15 protein-coding genes are annotated in these 17591 nt (G+C 68.8%); 11 read left to right on the plus strand and 4 right to left on the minus strand.

The window, feature by feature from the left end:
• The first annotated feature begins 141 nt into the window (after nucleotides 1–141).
• The 9 genes from ILP86_RS13295 (at nucleotide 142) to ILP86_RS13335 (ending at nucleotide 10665) form a co-directional block, all read left to right on the plus strand.
• Complete coding sequence (locus tag ILP86_RS13295) at nucleotides 142–1383, plus strand: ABC transporter substrate-binding protein (RefSeq protein ID WP_113680801.1); 1242 nt, start codon at nucleotides 142–144, stop codon at nucleotides 1381–1383.
• A gap of 91 nt (nucleotides 1384–1474) precedes the next feature.
• Nucleotides 1475–2380 (plus strand): carbohydrate ABC transporter permease, encoded by a 906-nt coding sequence (locus tag ILP86_RS13300; protein WP_046748129.1) that lies wholly within the window; start codon nucleotides 1475–1477, stop codon nucleotides 2378–2380.
• Entirely contained in the window at nucleotides 2377–3294 is a 918-nt protein-coding gene (locus ILP86_RS13305) for a carbohydrate ABC transporter permease (protein WP_058631077.1), read from the plus strand. The genes ILP86_RS13300 and ILP86_RS13305 overlap by 4 nt, the downstream gene beginning before the upstream one ends.
• 19 nt (nucleotides 3295–3313) lie before the next feature.
• Entirely contained in the window at nucleotides 3314–4348 is a 1035-nt protein-coding gene (locus ILP86_RS13310) for an NAD(P)-dependent oxidoreductase (protein WP_127011534.1), read from the plus strand.
• Nucleotides 4348–5433 carry a dihydrodipicolinate synthase family protein gene (locus ILP86_RS13315; protein ID WP_046748132.1) on the plus strand — a complete coding sequence of 362 codons (1086 nt, stop codon included), beginning with the start codon at nucleotides 4348–4350 and terminating at the stop codon, nucleotides 5431–5433. The genes ILP86_RS13310 and ILP86_RS13315 overlap by 1 nt, the downstream gene beginning before the upstream one ends.
• Nucleotides 5430–6443 (plus strand): hydroxyacid dehydrogenase, encoded by a 1014-nt coding sequence (locus ILP86_RS13320; RefSeq protein ID WP_193762180.1) that lies wholly within the window; start codon nucleotides 5430–5432, stop codon nucleotides 6441–6443. Before ILP86_RS13315 ends, ILP86_RS13320 begins: the two co-directional genes overlap by 4 nt.
• Nucleotides 6440–7396, plus strand: coding sequence for a hypothetical protein (locus ILP86_RS13325; protein ID WP_193762181.1), 957 nt, complete (start codon nucleotides 6440–6442; stop codon nucleotides 7394–7396). The genes ILP86_RS13320 and ILP86_RS13325 overlap by 4 nt, the downstream gene beginning before the upstream one ends.
• The gene (locus ILP86_RS13330; protein WP_193762182.1) at nucleotides 7393–8322 is read left to right on the plus strand and encodes a GNAT family N-acetyltransferase; all 930 of its coding nucleotides are present in this window, start codon (nucleotides 7393–7395) and stop codon (nucleotides 8320–8322) included. The genes ILP86_RS13325 and ILP86_RS13330 overlap by 4 nt, the downstream gene beginning before the upstream one ends.
• A gap of 108 nt (nucleotides 8323–8430) precedes the next feature.
• Nucleotides 8431–10665, plus strand: a complete 2235-nt coding sequence (locus ILP86_RS13335) for a peptidase C14 (RefSeq protein ID WP_227751231.1) — start codon at nucleotides 8431–8433, stop codon at nucleotides 10663–10665.
• 155 nt (nucleotides 10666–10820) lie between these two features.
• Here the strand turns inward: ILP86_RS13335 and ILP86_RS13340 are convergent, their stop codons facing one another.
• The 4 genes from ILP86_RS13340 to ILP86_RS13355 form a co-directional block, all read right to left on the minus strand.
• On the minus strand, nucleotides 10821–11807 hold the full coding sequence (locus tag ILP86_RS13340) for a zinc-binding alcohol dehydrogenase family protein (protein ID WP_174799740.1): 987 nt from the start codon (nucleotides 11805–11807) through the stop codon (nucleotides 10821–10823).
• The gene (locus ILP86_RS13345) at nucleotides 11804–12247 is read right to left on the minus strand and encodes a MarR family winged helix-turn-helix transcriptional regulator (protein ID WP_308431939.1); all 444 of its coding nucleotides are present in this window, start codon (nucleotides 12245–12247) and stop codon (nucleotides 11804–11806) included. The genes ILP86_RS13340 and ILP86_RS13345 overlap by 4 nt, the downstream gene beginning before the upstream one ends.
• Before the next feature lie 110 nt (nucleotides 12248–12357).
• The gene (locus tag ILP86_RS13350; RefSeq protein WP_193762183.1) at nucleotides 12358–13200 is read right to left on the minus strand and encodes an SDR family NAD(P)-dependent oxidoreductase; all 843 of its coding nucleotides are present in this window, start codon (nucleotides 13198–13200) and stop codon (nucleotides 12358–12360) included.
• A gap of 8 nt (nucleotides 13201–13208) precedes the next feature.
• Complete coding sequence (locus ILP86_RS13355) at nucleotides 13209–13865, minus strand: GntR family transcriptional regulator (RefSeq protein WP_046748137.1); 657 nt, start codon at nucleotides 13863–13865, stop codon at nucleotides 13209–13211.
• 150 nt (nucleotides 13866–14015) lie between these two features.
• On the opposite strand from ILP86_RS13355, the gene ILP86_RS13360 reads away from it, so the two are divergent.
• Together ILP86_RS13360 and ILP86_RS13365 are read left to right on the plus strand one after the other, a co-directional pair.
• Complete coding sequence (locus ILP86_RS13360) at nucleotides 14016–15371, plus strand: MFS transporter (protein WP_046748138.1); 1356 nt, start codon at nucleotides 14016–14018, stop codon at nucleotides 15369–15371.
• On the plus strand, nucleotides 15368–17560 hold the full coding sequence (locus tag ILP86_RS13365; RefSeq protein WP_227751232.1) for a peptidase C14: 2193 nt from the start codon (nucleotides 15368–15370) through the stop codon (nucleotides 17558–17560). Before ILP86_RS13360 ends, ILP86_RS13365 begins: the two co-directional genes overlap by 4 nt.
• The last annotated feature ends 31 nt before the right edge of the window (nucleotides 17561–17591 follow it).

Here is a 17591-nt window from a genome sequence, read left to right on the forward strand (position 1 = left end):
ACCGAATTCTCAGATCAAGCTTTGTTGTTCTCGAACCGGAAACACCGCTGAAACACGGGCCTGAGAACTTGTACTTGACGAATTATCCCATTGCAGTGTCATAATGAACCGTACTCAGCACGGTATAAGCAAAGGAGCACCATGCGCGTCAGCAAGATCACCGGCGTCGTCGCGGGATTCGCGGCCGCCACCCTGTTGGCCGGATGTTCGGCCGGCGGAGGCAACACCGCAGAGGGTGAGCAGGACATCACGGTCTGGCTCTACCCGGTCATCGCCGACGAGGCGGTGCACAAGGACTTCTGGGACTCGACGATCGCCGACTTCGAGAAGCAGAACGAGAACGTCAACGTGAAGTACGAGATCTTCCCGTGGGCCAACCGCGACGAGGCGCTGCAGACGGCGATCGCCGCAGGCAAGGGGCCCGACGTCGTCTACCTGATCCCCGACCAGCTCGCGGCGTACCAGAAGTCGATCGCTCCGCTCAACGATCTGCTGAGCCAGGAGCGACAGGACGACCTGCTGCCGAACGTGAAGAAGTCGGTCACGCTCGACGGCGACATCCTCGGCGCGCCCATCCTCACCAGCGCCCAGCCCCTCATCTGCAACACCGCCGCCTTCGAGGCCGCCGGTGTCACGGAGTACCCCGAGACCTGGGACGACATCACCGCGATGGCGCCGAAGTTCACGGAGAAGGGCATGTACGCCCTGAACTACCCGGCATCGGCCGAGAACACCCTGAACCTCACGTACTACCCGCTGCTGTGGCAGGCCGGTGGCGAGGTCTACACCAAGGACGGCGACGTCGGCTTCGACAGCAAGGAGGGCGTGCAGGCGCTCACCTTCCTCACCGACCTGGCAGAGGCTGGTGCGCTCGACCCCGAGGCGCTCACCACGAACGTGCCGCTGGAGCAGACCGCGGTCGCTCAGGGCAAGGTCGCCTGCACCTGGAACAACGCGGTCAACGAGGTCGTGCCGTTCTGGGGCGAGGAGAACGTCAAGGTGCTGGCGCCGCTGACCGAGAAGGAGTCCGTGGCCTACGGCACGGTCGGCTCGCTCTCGGTGCTCAAGGGCTCCAAGGCGCAGGACGCGGCGGCCAAGTTCGTCGAGTACGCCACCGGTGCGGACGTCGTCGAGCCCTACCTCAAGGCAGCCGGCTACTTCTCGGCGCTCAGCACCACCGAGCCTCTGTACGCGGATGACCCGCTGCTCGGCGAGGTGGAGAAGTACGTCCCGGACACCACCGTGGGTGAGCTCAACGCCTCGTCCCGCGCGCTGATGGGTGTGCTCGCCCCCGAGATCCAGGCCGCCCTCCTCGGCGACAAGTCTCCCGAGGACGCACTGAAGGACGCCGCGACGGCTGCGGCTCCTCTGATCAAGAAGTAGTCGATCGAGAAAGTAGTCGACCGGGGGCATGCGGAACCCGAACTCCGCATGCCCCCGCACCCTGTCCCTCTCCCCACGTGAGGTAGCACTGATGACCACGGCAACCACGGCGAAGAAGCCCGCAGGGCGGGTGACGAGGCTGATCGCACGACGCGAGGCGCGGATCGCGTTCCTGTTCGTGCTCCCCGCCTTCCTCCTGTTCATCGCCTTCCGCTTCGGCCCCAGCATCGCCGGTGTGGCACTGAGCTTCTTCGACTACGACATCACCGGCGAGATCTCCTGGCGGGGTCTCGACCACTTCCAGCGCATGATCGCCGACCCGCTGTTCTGGCGGGCCATGGGTACGACACTGATCTATACGGTGTTCGCCGTGCCGATCGCGCTCGTGCTCTCGACCGTCATGGCCCTCGGCGTGCGTCGGGCCTTCCGGGGCGCGCGCTTCTTCCGCTCGATCTTCTTCCTCCCCGTCATCACCTCGCTCGTGCTCGCCGGGTCGATCTTCGTCTGGATCTTCTCCGCCAACGGGCCGTGGTCCGCGCTGATGACTCCGCTGGGGCTCGGCGGCTCCTGGCTCGGCAGCACCGTGCTCGTGATCCCCGCCATCGTCGTCGTCGGCGTCTGGTCGCGGTTCGGCTACGGGATGATGATCCTCATCGCCGCGCTGCAGGACGTGCCGCGCGAGCTCGAGGAAGCCGCTCTGATGGACGGCGCGAACGCCTGGCAGCGCTTCCGCTACGTGATCCTTCCGGTGCTGCGGCCGACCTTCTTCTTCCTCGCGGTGATCGAGACGACCGCCGCCTTCCAGGTGTTCGACGTCATCTACGTGATGACTCAGGGCGGGCCCGCGAACGCCAGCTACTCGCTCGTCTACATGCTCTACGACCAGGGCTTCCGCTACTTCGACTACGGCTACGCGGCCGCGATCGGCGTGGCCCTGTTCATCATGACCCTCGTCGTCGCGCTCATCCAGCGCCTGGTGATCGGAAAGCAGAAATGACCGCTCTGATGCAGCCGCCGACGCCGACCGAGACGTCCACGACCCCGAAGCCGGCCAAGACGTCGTCGAAGCAGCGCCGGGCGTATCGTGCGCTCCAGCCGACGGGGTGGGGGATCGTCGGACGATGGATCTGGCTGAGCCTGGCGGGGATCCTCAGCTTCTTCCCGTTCTACGCCATGGTCGTGCTGAGCCTGAAGCCCGGCATGGTGGTCGAGCTCCCTGGTTCGCTGCTGCCCTTCCAGGACATCTCGTTCGACGCCTACGAGCAGGTGCTCGCGGGGCAGAACATCCTCGGATGGCTCGGCAACACCCTCATCTACTCCCTTGTCTCGGTCGTCGCGGTGCTGTTCCTGTCGGCGCTCGCCGGCTACGCCTTCGCCAAGAAGCGGTTCCGCGGCAAGGAGGTGATGTTCTGGTCGTTCCTCGCAATGGTGATGGTGCCGTTCCACGTGACCCTCATCCCGACGTTCATCCTGATGGCGAACCTCGGCGGTGTCGATACCTACTGGGGCCTCATCCTGCCTTCGCTCGCCAACGCGCAGGCCGTGTTCCTGATGCGGCAGTTCATCTCGGGGCTCCCGGACGAGCTGTTCGAGGCCGCCCGCATCGACGGCGCCGGCGAGTTCCGCATCTTCCTGCGGATCGTGCTGCCGCTGTGCAAGCCGATCCTCGCGACGCTCGGCATCTTCGTCTTCCTGTGGCACTGGAACGACTTCCTGTGGCCGCTCATCATCGCGAAGTCCAACGCGATGTTCACACTCACCGTCGGCATCTCGTCGCTGCAGCAGCAGAACGTTCCGCTGAGCACCATGCTCGCCGGTTCGGTCGTGGCGCTGCTGCCCATCTTCCTCGCGTACCTCATCGCTCAGCGGTACGTGCAGGAGGGCGTGGCCGGTACGGGCATCAAGGGCTGAGAAGAAGGGAAAGCACCACATGACTCAGCACACTTTCTCATCCGAGGCGGAGCTCGAGGAGGCGCTCGCGACACCGAGCGCCGGCCTGATCGCCGACCTCGCGCGCGGGGCGGGCGACCTCGTGATCCTGGGGGCGGGCGGCAAGATGGGCCCGACTCTGGCCATGCTCGCTCGCCGCGGGATGGATGCCGCCGGACGGAAGGGCGACGCGGTCTACGCGGTCTCCCGCTTCGGCGATGCCGCGATCCGCGAGCGCCTGGAGACCGCGGGAGTGAAGGTCGTCTCGTTCGACCTGATCGAGAACGACGACTTCTCCTCCCTGCCGGACGCCCCCAACGTGGTGTTCATGGTCGGTGCGAAGTTCGGTGCAGCGACCAACGCCTCCTGGGCATGGGAGGTCAACGCCGCCCTGCCCGACCGCGTCGCCCGCCGCTATCGCGACAGCGCGATCTCGGTGCTCTCCACCGGCAACGTCTACCCGTTCCTGCCGGCGTCGTCCGGCGGAGCATCCGAAGAGGTGCAGCCCGCACCGATCGGCGAGTACGCGCAGTCGTGCCTCGGCCGTGAGCGCGTGTTCGAGTTCGGAGCGCAGGAGCGCGGCACCAAGGTCGCGATCATCCGCCTGAACTACGCGGTCGACCTGCGTTACGGCGTGCTCGCCGACATCGGCAGTGCCGTGCACGCCGGGCAGCCGGTCTCGGTGGCCACCGCGAACGTCAACGTGATCTGGCAGGGCTACGCGAACGAGGTCGTGCTGCGCAGCCTCGTGCACGCGTCGACCGCGCCGTTCACGATCAACCTCACCGGCCCGGAGCTGCTGAGCGTCGAGTCGATCGCCCGCCGTTTCGGCACGCTGTTCGACCGCGAGGTCGAGATCGTGGACGACCCCCAGTCGACCGCGCTGCTCAGCGACGCGCGCCGGTGCATGGCCCTGTTCGGCTACCCGGCCGTGTCCGCCGAGACGCTGATCGGGATGCAGGCCGACTGGATCGAGAAGGGCCTGCCGATGATCGCCAAGCCGACCAAGTGGGCCGTGCGGGACGGGAAGTTCTGATGGCCGGTTCTGCCGAACGCACCGCGACCGTGCCGTCGCTGCGCCCCGAGGCCGCGGCGACCCTCGCCCGCGGTGCGGTGATCCCCGCGCACCCGCTGGCGCTCACGGCTGATCGCGCCCTCGACGAGCAGCGGCAGCGGGCGCTCTCGCGCTACTACCTCGATGCGGGAGCCGGTGGTCTCGCGGTCGGCGTGCACACGACGCAGTTCGAGATCCGCGACCCGGAGCACGCGCTCTTCGAGCCCGTGCTCGAGCTGGCCGCGGAGGAGATGGACGCCCGAGACGATGCGACCCTCGTCCGCATCGCCGGGGTGGCCGGCGACACCGCCCAGGCGGTGGCCGAGGCGGAGCTGGCGCGATCGCTCGGCTACGACGCCGTGCTGGTGAGCCCGCGCGTCGCCGGGGCCGACGAACGCGCACTGCTCGAGCGCGCCCGCGCTGTCGGCGAGGTGCTGCCGCTGGTCGGCTTCTACCTGCAGACCGCGATCGGCGGCCCGGTGCTCGACCGCGACTTCTGGTGCGAGTTCGCCGCGATCCCCTCGGTGGTGGCGGTCAAGGCCGCCCCGTTCGATCGCTACCGCACGCTCGAGCTCGTGCGCGGGGTGGCTGCCTCCGGCCGTGCCGACGAGATCGCGCTCTACACCGGCAATGACGACGCCATCGTGGCGGATCTGCTCTCCGAGTTCCACGTGGACTCGCCCGACGGACCCCGCACCCTGCGGTTCGTCGGCGGGCTTCTGGGCCAGTGGGCGGTCGGCACGCGGGCGGCGGTCGCGCTGCTCGACCGTGCGCAGCGGGCCATGGCCGGCGACGCCGAGGCCTATCGCGAGCTCGGGCTCGTCGCCTCCGACATGGTCGACGTGAACCAGGCGGTGTTCGATCCGGGCAACGACTTCCACGGCGTGATCGCGGGCGTGCACGAGATGCTGCGTCAGCAGGGGCTGCTCGAGGGGATCTGGTGCCTCGACCCCGCCGAGGGGCTCTCGCCGGGGCAGGCCGAGGAGATCGCCCGCGTGCGTCGGGCATACCCGGCCCTGAACGACGACGCCTTCATCGCCGAGAACCTCGAGGACTGGCTGCGATGAACGTCGCGGCGAGCGCACCGGCCGTGGTCGCGGTCGTCTCGGAAGAACTCTTCGCGGAGTTCTTCTCGTCGGCGGATGCCGAGCGTCTGGGCGCGGTCGCCGCTCGTCTCGGTGGTTCTCTCGTGCGCGTCGATCGTCTCGCCGAGGCCGAACTCGACGATGCACGCATCGTGATCTCGAGCTGGGGTGTCGGGCCCTTCGACGCCGCAGTGCTCTCGGCGCTGCCGAAGCTCGAACTGATCGCGCACACGGGGGCCACGATCAAGCCCTTCGCGACCGATGAGCTGTTCGACCGCGGTGTCGTGGTGACGCAGGCCGGCGCGGGGATGGCGCGACCGGTGGCCGAGGTGTCGCTCACCTTCACGCTCGCGCTGCTGCACCGCGTGCCCGAGATGCACAACGCCCTGCGCGCCGGCGACGGTTGGTACGACGCGGCGGCGGTCGGGGTGCAGCGCGAGATCCTCGGCACGCCCATCGCGGTCATCGGGGCTTCGCGTACCGGGCGGGCCTACCTCGAACTCATCCGCGCGCTCGGGGCCGAACCGCTGCTGGTCGACCCGACGCTCGCCGCTTCGGAGGCTGCTGCTCTCGGCGCAGAGCTCGTGCCGCTCGACGGTGCCCTGCGCCGCGCGCAGATCGTCGCCGTGCACGCCCCGACGCTGCCGGAGACCCACCACATGATCGGTCGCCGCGAGCTGGCGTCGATGCGCGACGGCGCGGGGCTGGTCAACACCGCGCGCTCCTGGCTGGTCGACGAGACCGCGCTGCTCGACGAGCTCCGACGCGGGCGGCTCAGCGCGGCGATCGACGTGTTCGACGAGGAGCCGTTCGCCGCGGACAGCCCGTTCCGGACGCTGCCCGGGGTGCTGGTCACCCCGCATCGCGCGGCGGGCACGCATCAGGGGCGGCTGCGTCAGGGACGGATCGTCGTCGACGAGGTCGAGGCCTTCGCCGCGGGGCGTCCCCTCGCGCACACCATCACCCGCGACCAGCTGTCTTCGATGGCATGAGCGGCACGCCGCTGCGTGTGGCCTTCGCCGGACTCGCGCATTCGCACCCGTACACCGACGCCGCCAACGTGCGAGCGCTCGGGGCCGAGGTGGTCGGCGTGCACGATGCGGACACCGCTGCCGCAGGAGAGTTCGCGGCGCGGTTCGGTGGGGTGGTGGTGGTCTCGCTCGAGGAGCTGGCGGTGCTGCGACCGGACCTCGTCATCGCGACGCCGCGCCCGCATGAGGTCGCGCCTTTCCTGCAGTCTCTCGGCGGCGGGGTCGCTCCGGTGTTCGTGAACAAGGTGATCGCGGCGACGGAGGCTCAGCTCGCCGAGGTCGACCGTGCTCTCGCGGCATCGTCCGTCGCGGTGGGCACCAGCTCGGTGCTGCGCTTCGCCCCCGCGCTCTCCGCCCTTGCCGCGGAGGTCGCGCCCTTCCTGCAGACGCTCGACGACGTGCTCGCGCTCCGTGTGCACGCCCAGCACGACAACGCGGGCTTCCGGGTGCCCGCCCGCTCCTGGCAGGACGATCCGCAGCAGGGTGGGGGTACCGCGGTGACGGTCGGCGTGCATGCCTGGGAGATGGTCGACGTGCTGCTGCCGGGGGCGACCCTGGTGTCGGGATCCGGGTGGACCCGTGTGCGGCGGGGATCGAGCGCGGTGTCGGAGGATGCGGCAGGCATCGACGGCCTGCTGCGGGTTCCCGGTGCGCAGCGTGACGTGCCGGTGCAGGTGCTCGTCACCGGGACTCCCGGGCCGGACGCCTACACGCTGGAGGTCGTGACCGCCGACGGGATCCGCGCGCTCGCGCTCGACGTCGACGACGCGAACACGGAGCTCGGGTTCCACGGCCTGATCCGGGCGCTGCTCGACGCGGCCGCAGACGGTGCGACAGTCGCTCCCTGGACCGGCGCGCGGGCGGTCGTGGCGAACACGATCCACGCCGCCGACATCGCGAGAGGTCAGGCATGAGCGCCCAGAGGATCCGCGCCGCCTGCGCAGAGGACCAGTCCGCCCTGACGGCGCTTTGGGCGACCGTGTTCACACCGCCGCTGGCGCCCGACCAGTGGCTGATCGATGATGATCGGCTGCGGCACACCCTCGTGGCCGAGGACGATCGAGGGGTCTGCGGATCCATCTACGGTCTGCCCAAGCGGCTGCGGGAGGACGACGGCGGTGTGGCGCACGTGCACGCGATCGGCAGTGTCGCGGTCGCCGGGCGTGCCAGAGGGCAGGGGCTCGCGCGCCGTCTCGTGGCCGCGACGCTGGAGACCGCGGGCGATGCCGAGTGGGCGTTGCTCTTCACGGGTACCCCGGAGGTGTATCGCTCCAGCGGCTTCGAGACGTTCGCCATGGCACGGACCCTGACCGGTCCCTGGAGTGCCCCCATGCCCCGCAAGCACGAGGAAAGCGTCGAGGGACACGTCGAGCGCGAGACGGTCGGACTCGGGAGCCTCCGTTCGCTGCGTGACGTCTACGAGCGCTCGCGTGCCGGGCGGGTGGTCCTCGCGCCGGTGCGCAGCGACCGCGACGCGGCGATGGCGGAGGTGCGGATGCGGGGTGCGACGCTGTATCGCCGCGTCGAGGGTTCGACCGTGCTCGGCTACGTGATCGCCGAGCATCGAGGGGGCGTCGGCGTCCTGCTGGAGAGTGCGGTGCTCCCGGATTCCGAGCGTGTGCGCGACGACCTGCTCTCCGCCGTCGCCGCGGACTGGGCGCTCGCCGGGGTGTCGTCGTGTGACCTCGCCGTCCCTGCGCTGCCCGACGAGGAGTCCGCGCTTCATGCCTTCGCTCCGCAGGCCGTGCGGCAGGACGACCGCACCGGCATGATCCGTTCGCTGCGACGCACGGCCCGGCTGGACGGCATCCGTCACTTCACGGCGGGCGACTACTTCTGAGTGACCCGCTCGGAGACGGCACTGGGGGACTGGGGATCGATCGGATGATGCGGCCCGGCAATCAGCCGGACGCCTGACCGCGGTGATGACGCCGCAAGGAGGATGAGCATGGCCCAGAAATTGAGCACCACCCGGAAGATGAGCACCACCCGGAAGATGAGCACGACCCTGAATGCGGACATGACGCTGCAGGACCCGTCGGCGCGCGAGAGGAACGAGACCGCGGTCCTGCGCAGTCGGCGCATGCTGCTCGCGGGGTTCGGGGCGGCCGCGATCGGCGGCGTGGCCGCCGTCACCACGCAGACACCGGCGCAGGCGGCCGGACCCGTGGCACCCCAGGATTCCTCGGGCTCGAAGAGCGTGGCCAACGGCGGTACGGCGGTAGCGCTCGCGAACCGGAAGGGCAAGGACGGCGACCTCGCCCGCACGGCCGGGTACGCGACGCCGGGTGATGGCGGCGCCGGGCTGTACCGCTTCGTGAAGAAGGACGCTCCTGCCGCGAACGGAGGCACCGTGCTCGCCGGCCCCAAGGGCGGAGCGTGGGTGCTCGTGCACGGCGGGGTCGTCGACTTCCGGATGTTCGGGATCATGGATGCGAGCGTCAACGCCGACGACGCCCTCGACGCCATGGTGAACGACGCGAGCATCCATCGCGTCGAGGGGCACAGCCCCCTCAACTTCATCCGTCGCCACAAGTTCTCCCGATCGAACATCGCCTTCGATTTCGGCGGACACCTCATGACTACCGTCGGCATCGAGAACGCCGGCAAGGACGATCCGTTCGCAGCGGTCATGTTCTTCCGCGGCGAGGTGACCGATGCCGTGCAGGAGGCCAAGCTCGGCGAGGTCGTGCCCGACCTCGGTGACATCTTCCCGGTCGCCGACTCCTCGTTCTTCGCGGTCGGGGACTGGTATGCCGCCGAGGTGAACGCGCTGTCGGGTCGCTGGGAGCGCGAGCTGCAGCGGATGGTGCAGGTGACGCAGATCGTCGACGGCACGCACATCCGCATCAACTACAAGAACGGCTGGCCGCTCGGTAAGGATCGCACGATGACCTGGCGACGGGTCGTGCCGGTGCAGGACGTGACGGTTTCGAACCTGAAGTTCCTCGGCACCGGCACCGACGAGTACACCGGCTCGCACCCGCTGGCGTTCGAGTACGCGGTGCGCTGCGACGTCGACCACATCGACGGCACGGGCACGTTCTGGCCGCTCATCCAGCGGCGCTGGAACACGTACTACTCGACCGTGAGCTGCACGCTGAAGAACCCGACCTCGGTCACCTGGGGAGGTGCCGGCTACCTGACGCAGCAGATCTACTGCCTGTACGGATACGTCGCCAACTGCCACACCGCGAATGCCCGGCACCTGAACGACTTCACCGCGAGCGCCTACTGCCTGGTCGAGAACTGCCACGGCGACGGTGATGACCAGGGCCCGTTCGTCACGCACGGGCAGTACGAGCACGACCTCACCTACACCGGCAACTCGGGACTCATGACGTTCGCGAACTCCGGTGCAGCCTGGGGTTCTGCGGCCAAGCGCATCACCGTGCGCAAGCACGTGTGCTCGTGGTTCGTCGCGCGTGTGCGCATCACCGACCTCACCCTCGAAGATGTGCAGGTGATCGGAAAGCCGTCGCTCGCGGGCTCCGGGATGCTGTGGATCAACGCCGACGGCGCGCAGCTGCGGGGGTGCACCGCGTCTGACACGCTCATCATCACGCAGGCCTCGGACAACTCGGCACGGCCGACGACCATCACGGATTCGCACTTCACGTTCGTTGCCCCCGGCGAGCTCACCAACGCCACGGTCAAGACACCGGTCACCTTCGTCGACACCGTGCTCGATCGGGTGGGCGGCATGAAGATCACCGGTGCGGGCGCGGTCACGTTCCGCGGCTCGACGCTCACCGCCGCCGACGATGCGGCGCCTGTCGTGTCGTCGTCCGAGCGGCTGCGCTTCGAGGGAGCGACGCTCCGCAACGTGCGTATCGCGGCAGCGAGGGCAGAGCGTCAGGCGGTCGAGATCGCGGGATCGGACGTCGCGAACAAGGGCGGCATCGGTGTCGCACGCACCGGCGACGGCGAGCTGCACCTGACGCTGAGCGACAGCACCTTCCGCGCCGAAGGTTCGGCCACGCACGTCTCGGTCACGAAGGGCACCAACCACTACCGCGCGGTAGGCAACCGCTTCGAGGGCGGAGCGCTGGAGCTGACGGACACCGCGTTCGGGGGCTCGTCCACGCTGCTTCACACCGGCAACGTCGAGTCGGGTGTGACTCGCACTGCCTTCCCCACGGAGGGCCCGCGCGTGGTGGACACGGCCAACCTCGTGGTCTGACCCGGACCCGCGACCTGCCCCTGCGACCTGCCCCGCGACCCAGCGCTGAGTGCACCGGATGTTGCCGAGTGCACGGCTTCTCGACGTGAAGGAGCCGTGCACTCGGCGAGAACCCGTGCACTCGGCGGGCCGCGGATGCCTGCGGCGCCGGCGGGTCAGAGGCCGGTGAGTACGACGAGCTTGCCGACGGCGGTGCCCTGTTCCATCGCGGTGTGCGCCTCGGCGATCTGGTCGAACGCGTAGACCCGGTCGATCGGCACGGTGGCCTCGCCGGCCGCGACCGCGTCGAGGAAGCCCTGGAGCACGGTCGGCGGCAGGTCGGCCGCGCCTCCGCCGTAGGCGCTGAGGCGCACGCCGCGGGGAATGTACTCGATCGGGTAGAAGTCCTTCACGGTCCACTGGTTCGAGAGCATCCCGGTGAAGCAGACGACGCCGTGTACGCGGGTCGAGCGGAGCGTGTCCGGCAGGGTGGGTGTTCCGACGAGCTCGAGGGCCGTGTCGACGCCGTCGGGCAGGATCGCTCTGACCTGCGCCTGCACGTCGCCGTCGTCGATCAGCACATGGTCGACGCCGATGCGGGTGAGGGCGTCGGCCCTGTTCGGGTTGCGTGTGGTCGAGAAGACCGTCATTCCGCGCTGCTTCGCGAGCACCGCGGTCGCCATCCCGATCGACGAGGTGCCGCCGCGGATCAGGATCGACTGGCCGGGCTGGGCATCGAGCCCCACGGTGAGCGATCCGTAGGAGGTCTGCAGCATCTCCGGAACGGCGCCGAGGGTGCCCCAGTCGAGGTTGCTCTGGAAAGCGATGACCTGGGTCGCGGGGACGCAGGTGTACTCGGCGTATCCGCCGTCGTAGGTGCGTCCCATCCCGCCCATCACCGCCACGACCTGTTGCCCGGGGGTGAATTCGCCACCGGGTGCGTCGATGACGACGCCCGTCGCCTCGATGCCGAGCACGCGGGGGAAGGTGACGCCCTCCGCGAGGCCGAGCCGGGTGTGCAGCTCGGAGCGGTTCAGGCCGAACGCCTTCACCTGGATCAGCACCCAGCCCTCGCTCGGTGTCGGAATCGGCAGCTCTCGGATCGTGAGCGCCTCCGCGGGGCCCGGTGTGTCGAGCACGATCGCGCGCATCATCTCGGTCATGGGGTGACTCCTGTCGTCGGTACGGGCTTGCGCACCCGAAGGGTGGCGAGAGTGGTGGCGAAGTGCTCAAGGTCGGCGGCGAAGACGCTCTGGAACCACGGCTCCAACTCTCTGTCGAACGTCTCGGTCGCGATCGTCAACATGTCCTCGCCCGCCGGCGTGAGCGTGATGAACGAGGCCCGTCGGTCGTCGGGGTTCGGTGTGCGCTCGCAGTAGCCCGCTGCTTCGATGCGAGCGACCAGCTTGCTGGTACCGCCCTCGGTGATCGAGAGCTCGGTCGCGATGTCGGAGGCCCGGCAGTTCTCGATCCTGTCGATGGCCCGCATAGGCTCGAACCAGCTCAGCGGCAGGGAATGCTCGGCGCGGAGACGTCGGTCGACCGCCTCCCAGATCTCCATCTCGAAGCGGATCACATCATCGAAGAGCCGATGCAGGTCCACGGCGCATCCTTTCCACGACCACTGGCTTACTTTCCATGGCAAGTATATGGCGATTCCGTGGACCAGGGTGCGAGAAGGGTGATTTCCGCCCGCGGGGCGAGGGGGCGGGCCTAAGCGGCGGGGAGGCCGACGAGCTCGGCGCTGCGCTGCCAGAGCGCCTCGGCGAGAGCCGCGTCGTTCACCTGCGGATTGACCTTCGCGGTCAGCTGACGCTCGTCGTAGTAGGCGCCGGAGAACCACGTTTCATCGGGGGTTCCCTCGATGAACCAGCGCAGGGTCGCGCCGCCTTTGTCTGCACCGATGAGCATGAGGTGCTTGAGTGGCGTGCGGTAGAGCAGCCGCATGATGCTCGACGAGTCCGACGCGAAGTTCGTCTGCACGGTGCCGGGGTGGAACGCCACGGCGCTCAGTCCGTCGGCCTGGAACTTCGTGTGCAGACTCTTGGCGAACAGCACGTTCGCGAGCTTCGCATCCCCGTAAGCCTTGTTCGGACTGAACCGGCGGGTGTTGTCGAGGTCGTCGACATCGAGGTGCCCGAACAGGCGATGGGCGATGCTCGACGTGTTGATGACCGCACCTCCGGCCCGCAGCAGCCGCGGAAGCAGCAGGTTCGTGAGCAGGAACGGTGCCAGGTGGTTGACCTGCATGGTCTTCTCGAAGCCGTCGACGGTCGGAGTGCGATCGCCGAAGATGCCGCCCGCGTTGTTGGCCAGCACGTCGATGCCGGTGTCCCCCACGGCGGCGGCGATCTTCCCGGCCAGCGCCCGCACGTCGTCGAGCCGGGCGAAGTCGGCGGTGAACCACTCGGCTCCGGTCTCCTCGGCGACGGCACGGGTCTTCTCGGCGGAGCGGCCGACCAGGATGAGGCGGTGGGCAGGTCCTGCGAGCTGTCGTGCGGCGGCGGCGCCGATGCCGTCGGAGGCTCCGGTGAGGACGATGGTCTTCGGTGTCATGGTGCGGCTCACTCGGCCGAGACGGACGGCGTGATGCGCTGCACGGCCCTGGTGACATGCTCGGCGATCACGGTGCGTGCCCGTTCGGGGTCGCCGCTCGCGATCGCATCGACGATCTGCTGGTGGCTGCGCACATGCTCCTCCTGCTCGGCGGGATCGAGCGCGGAGTTGGCCGCCTGGATGAAGCCCGTGATGCGACCGCGCAGCTGGCCGCTCACCTCGTCGAGGAATCGGTGCTCGGCGAGGTCGGCGAGCGTCTCGTGAAAGAGGCGATCCTGGCGCAGCACCTCGGCGATGTCGCCAGGGGCGGCGTCGGCCATGGACTGGATGATGGCCCCGAGCCGCGCAGCGGATTCCTGGTTCCACCGTTCCTGCACGCGGATGGCCATGAACTGCTCGAGCACGATCCGCAGGCTGGAGATCTCCTCGAGGTCCTGTGCGCTGAGCTGAGCGACGCGTGCACCGCGGCGGGGTTCCCGTGTGATGAGGCGCTCTTCCGCCAGCCGGGTCAGGGCCTCGCGCACGGGGATGTGGCTGACACCGAGTCGATCGGCGAGCTTGCGTTCGACCAGACGCTCGCCGGGGGCGAGTTCTCCCGAATGGATGGCCGTGCGCAGTTCGTCTGCCACCTGTTCGGCGATGTTCTGATCCGAGACGCTGCGCATTCGGTTGCCCTTCTCGATGCGCGGTGCCGTCTAGTCGAGCGGGCGCGCAATCGTTCGATCGATGCTATGGCATTTCGTCGATGGGTGGACACGGCGCCTGATTTGCTAGATGCTATAGCAAGCCTATCCACCGATGACGAAGGAGTTGTCATGTCCGGGACCCGAACCGCCCCCGATACGCGCACACCCGAGGAGGTCGGAGCCTCCGCCATGAAGAAGGCCATCTGGCGCCTCGGCCCGTTCCTCGGGCTGCTGTACCTCGTGGCCTACATGGACCGCAACAACGCGGGGTTCGCCAAGCTCGAGATGACGGCCGCGCTGCAGATCACCGAGGCCGCCTTCGGGTTCGCCGCCGGCATCTTCTTCATCGGCTATCTGCTCTTCGAGGTGCCGAGCAACCTCCTGCTCGAGCGGTTCGGCGCCCGCAAGTGGATCGCCCGCATCATGGTCTCCTGGGGGCTCGTCGCCGCCCTCACCGCGTTCGTGCAGGATGCGACGCAGTTCGCGATCGCGCGGTTCATCCTGGGCATCGCCGAGGCCGGGTTCTTCCCCGGGGTGCTCCTCTACCTCACGCTCTGGTTCCCCCGGCAATACCGCACCCAGGTGCTGGTCGTGTTCGTGCTGTCGAACCCGATCGCGAACGCCGTCGCCGCACCGCTGTCGGGTTGGATGCTCGAACTCCACGGGATGTGGGGGCTCGACGGCTGGCAGCTGGTCTTCCTGCTGCAGGGCATCCCCGCCGTGCTCCTCGCCTTCGTGGTCTTCTTCTGGCTGCCCGATCGCCCGCAGGACGCGCGCTGGCTCGACAAGACGGAGCAGCGCTGGATCACCGACACCCTGGCTGTCGAGACCGCGGCGACCGAGCAGAAGCACGGGCGCCTGCGCCTGCGCGAGGTGTTCAGCAACGGGCGTCTGTGGACCCTGATCGTGCTGTTCTTCGGCGTCGTGTTCGGTGCGTACGGGCTGGGCATGTGGCTGCCGACGATCGTCAAGAGCATGGGCGACTTCTCCAACACCACGACGGGCTGGCTCGTCGCGCTGCCGAACCTGTGCGCGGCGCTGGTCATGCTGCCGTGGGAGCGTGCCGCCAGGAAGCAGGGCAACATCCCGCTGCAGATCGGCATCACGCTGTCGATCACCGCTCTCTCGCTCATGGCCGCGGTCGCGGCGCAGGGCACACCGGTGCTCGCGCTCGCCGCCCTGTGCGTCGGCATGTCGGCGCTGTTCTCGACGACACCGCTGTTCTGGAGCCTGCCGCCCATGGTGCTCACGGGAACGGCGGCCGCGGCCGGACTCGCGTTCATCAACTCCGTCGGCAACCTCGCCGGTTTCGCGGGGCCGTATGCGATCGGGTGGATCAGTGAGACCACGGGATCCGCGATCTGGGGGCTGCTGCTGATCTCCGCACTCACGTTGCTCGGGGCGACCATCGCGTTCGTGCTGAGCCGGCGAGCGGACTTCACGGTTCCCGCCGAGGTGCTGCTGGCCGAGAAGAAGCTCTCATGACCGCGCGGACTCCCCTGGTGCCGGAGGAGACCGTGCGCTCCTCGAGTCGCCGTGCCCTCATGGCAGGACTCGGTGCGGTCGCACTCGGTGCGGCCGGCTCCCTCGCCGTGACGGCGCCCGCACAGGCGGCCCCCGTCGTGGCAGGTGCGAAAGATCTCACGCGAGCGGAGTCCGTCGCCGAGCTGTCCCGCCTCCGAGCTCGCGACGGTGAGGTCGCGATCGTCGCGGGGTACCGCACGCCGGGCGACGCCGGGCTGCTCGTCTACGTCGGCGCCGAGAACGCGAAGATCGAAGCGAACGGCGGTACGGTCATCGCCGGCAAGCGGGGAAGCCGCTGGCTGCTGCAGCACGACGGCACCGTCGACTTCCGGGTCTTCGGCATCGCGGGACCGGAGACCGCGGCCGACGATGCGCTCGCGGCGATGGTGAACGATCCCCGCATCCGCCGGATCGAGGCGAGCACCGACCTGCTGTTCCAGCGGCGGCACCGGTTCAGCCGGTCGTACCTCGAGATCGACTTCGGCGGACACGTCATCACGACCGACGGCATCGAGCCGAACAGTCACGATAACCCGTTCGGCGCCGTGATGTTCTTCACCGGGGTGTCGAAGGACGTCGTGGTCGAGCATGCGCTGGCCGACGCCTGGCCCGAGCTGACCGACGCGGTCTCCGTGCCCGATGCGTCCCGGTTCCCCGTCGACTCCTGGTGGGCGGTGCAGTGCGATCCCGTCGCCGGCGGAGGGGCGGACGAGCGCGAACTCCAGCGCTTCGTGCAGGTGACACAGCAGATCGACGGCACCCATATCCGCATCGACTACCTCAACGGCTGGCCGCTCGACAAGGGTCGGAAGCTCATCTGGCGGCAGATGGAACCGGTCGCTGGCGTGCGCATCGCGAACATGCGGTTCCTCGGCGCCGGACCCTTCGACGGCCCCACCGACGGCTCCTTCCCCGACTCTCGGGAGCTCACCGGCTCCCACCCGATCGCCTTCGAGTACGCGATCCACTGCGACGTCGCCGACGTGCACGCGAGCCGCACCTGGTGGCCCGTGATCATGCGGCGCTGGAACACGCACTTCACCACGGAACGCTGCTCGGTGGAGAACCCGCCGACCGTGTTCTACGGTGGCGCGGGCTACCTCACGCAGCAGATCTACAGCCTCTACGGACGGGTCAGCGACTGCACGTCGTCGAACGCCCGGCACCTGAACGACCTCACCGCCAGCGCCTACTGCATCGTCGAGAACTGCCACGGCGACGGTGACGACCAGGGCGGCAACCCGTTCACCACGCACGGGCAGTACGAGCACGACCTCACCTTCATCGGCAACTCGGGTCTGATGGACATCGCGAACTCCGGCGCGCAGTGGGGCACCGCCGCCAAGCGCATCACGGTGCGCGACCACGTCTGCTCCTGGTTCGTCGCCGGCACCAAGATCAGCGATCTGACGCTGGAGAACGTGCGCGTGATCGGCCGCTCCACCTTCGATCCGCAGGCGTCCATGACCATCAACGCAGACGGCGCCCAGGTGCGAGGGTGCACTGCGGGACTTCTGGCGATCGGACAACGGTCGCAGCGCTCGTCGCGACCGACCGTGATCTCGGACTCCACCTTCGCGCTGCCGAAGGACCAGGTGCTCGTGCAGACCCCGGTCACGGCTCCCGTGCGCTTCGTGGACTGCACGATCACCGGGATCGACGGGGTCAAGGCTCGCGGGTCGGGTCCGGTCGAGTTCGTGGACTGCCGCCTCAGCGGCCCGGCGCCGGGTGCGCCCTTCGAGCTCGGCGCCGCCAAGGTCGCCATCCGCGGCGGATCCGTGCGCGACGTGCGCCTGAGCGCGACCGCCGTGCGCGACCAGCTCATCGCCCTGGACGGCGTCGAGCTCTCCACGGAGCGCACGGACGGGGCTCTGCTGGGCAGGGCCGCCGGTGCAGGCGTCGTCACCTGGCGGGTGAGCGGGGTCACCTCGACGGTGCCGAAGGGCGCGGCGCACCTCGACATCGGCACCGGCGTCAACCACGCCCGCGTCACCGGCAGCCAGTTCGTCGGCGGACGACTACGGCTGGCGGACGGATTCGCCGAGCCGTCGACGCTGCTCTACAGCGACACCGTCGAGCGCGGCGTCGAGACGGCGCTACCGGAGGCCGGACCGCGCGTCGTCATCGCAGACGTGCTGACGAGCGCGTGACGGACGGCATCATGGACATCAGGGAGGACCA

Source organism: Microbacterium sp. R1, from assembly GCF_015159725.1.
GTDB classification, from domain to species: Bacteria; Actinomycetota; Actinomycetes; order Actinomycetales; family Microbacteriaceae; genus Microbacterium; species Microbacterium oxydans.

What these genes read in the sequence shown, in the direction of transcription:
- ILP86_RS13305 (WP_058631077.1), top strand. Translation starts at nt 2,377, where the DNA reads ATGACCGCTCTGATGCAGCCGCCGACGCCGACCGAGACGTCCACGACC.
- ILP86_RS13355 (WP_046748137.1), bottom strand. Translation starts at nt 13,865, where the DNA reads ATGCGCAGCGTCTCGGATCAGAACATCGCCGAACAGGTGGCAGACGAA.
- ILP86_RS13310 (WP_127011534.1), top strand. Translation starts at nt 3,314, where the DNA reads ATGACTCAGCACACTTTCTCATCCGAGGCGGAGCTCGAGGAGGCGCTC.
- ILP86_RS13315 (WP_046748132.1), top strand. Translation starts at nt 4,348, where the DNA reads ATGGCCGGTTCTGCCGAACGCACCGCGACCGTGCCGTCGCTGCGCCCC.
- ILP86_RS13360 (WP_046748138.1), top strand. Translation starts at nt 14,016, where the DNA reads ATGTCCGGGACCCGAACCGCCCCCGATACGCGCACACCCGAGGAGGTC.
- ILP86_RS13320 (WP_193762180.1), top strand. Translation starts at nt 5,430, where the DNA reads ATGAACGTCGCGGCGAGCGCACCGGCCGTGGTCGCGGTCGTCTCGGAA.
- ILP86_RS13340 (WP_174799740.1), bottom strand. Translation starts at nt 11,807, where the DNA reads ATGACCGAGATGATGCGCGCGATCGTGCTCGACACACCGGGCCCCGCG.
- ILP86_RS13300 (WP_046748129.1), top strand. Translation starts at nt 1,475, where the DNA reads ATGACCACGGCAACCACGGCGAAGAAGCCCGCAGGGCGGGTGACGAGG.
- ILP86_RS13365 (WP_227751232.1), top strand. Translation starts at nt 15,368, where the DNA reads ATGACCGCGCGGACTCCCCTGGTGCCGGAGGAGACCGTGCGCTCCTCG.
- ILP86_RS13335 (WP_227751231.1), top strand. Translation starts at nt 8,431, where the DNA reads ATGGCCCAGAAATTGAGCACCACCCGGAAGATGAGCACCACCCGGAAG.
- ILP86_RS13325 (WP_193762181.1), top strand. Translation starts at nt 6,440, where the DNA reads ATGAGCGGCACGCCGCTGCGTGTGGCCTTCGCCGGACTCGCGCATTCG.
- ILP86_RS13330 (WP_193762182.1), top strand. Translation starts at nt 7,393, where the DNA reads ATGAGCGCCCAGAGGATCCGCGCCGCCTGCGCAGAGGACCAGTCCGCC.
- ILP86_RS13295 (WP_113680801.1), top strand. Translation starts at nt 142, where the DNA reads ATGCGCGTCAGCAAGATCACCGGCGTCGTCGCGGGATTCGCGGCCGCC.
- ILP86_RS13350 (WP_193762183.1), bottom strand. Translation starts at nt 13,200, where the DNA reads ATGACACCGAAGACCATCGTCCTCACCGGAGCCTCCGACGGCATCGGC.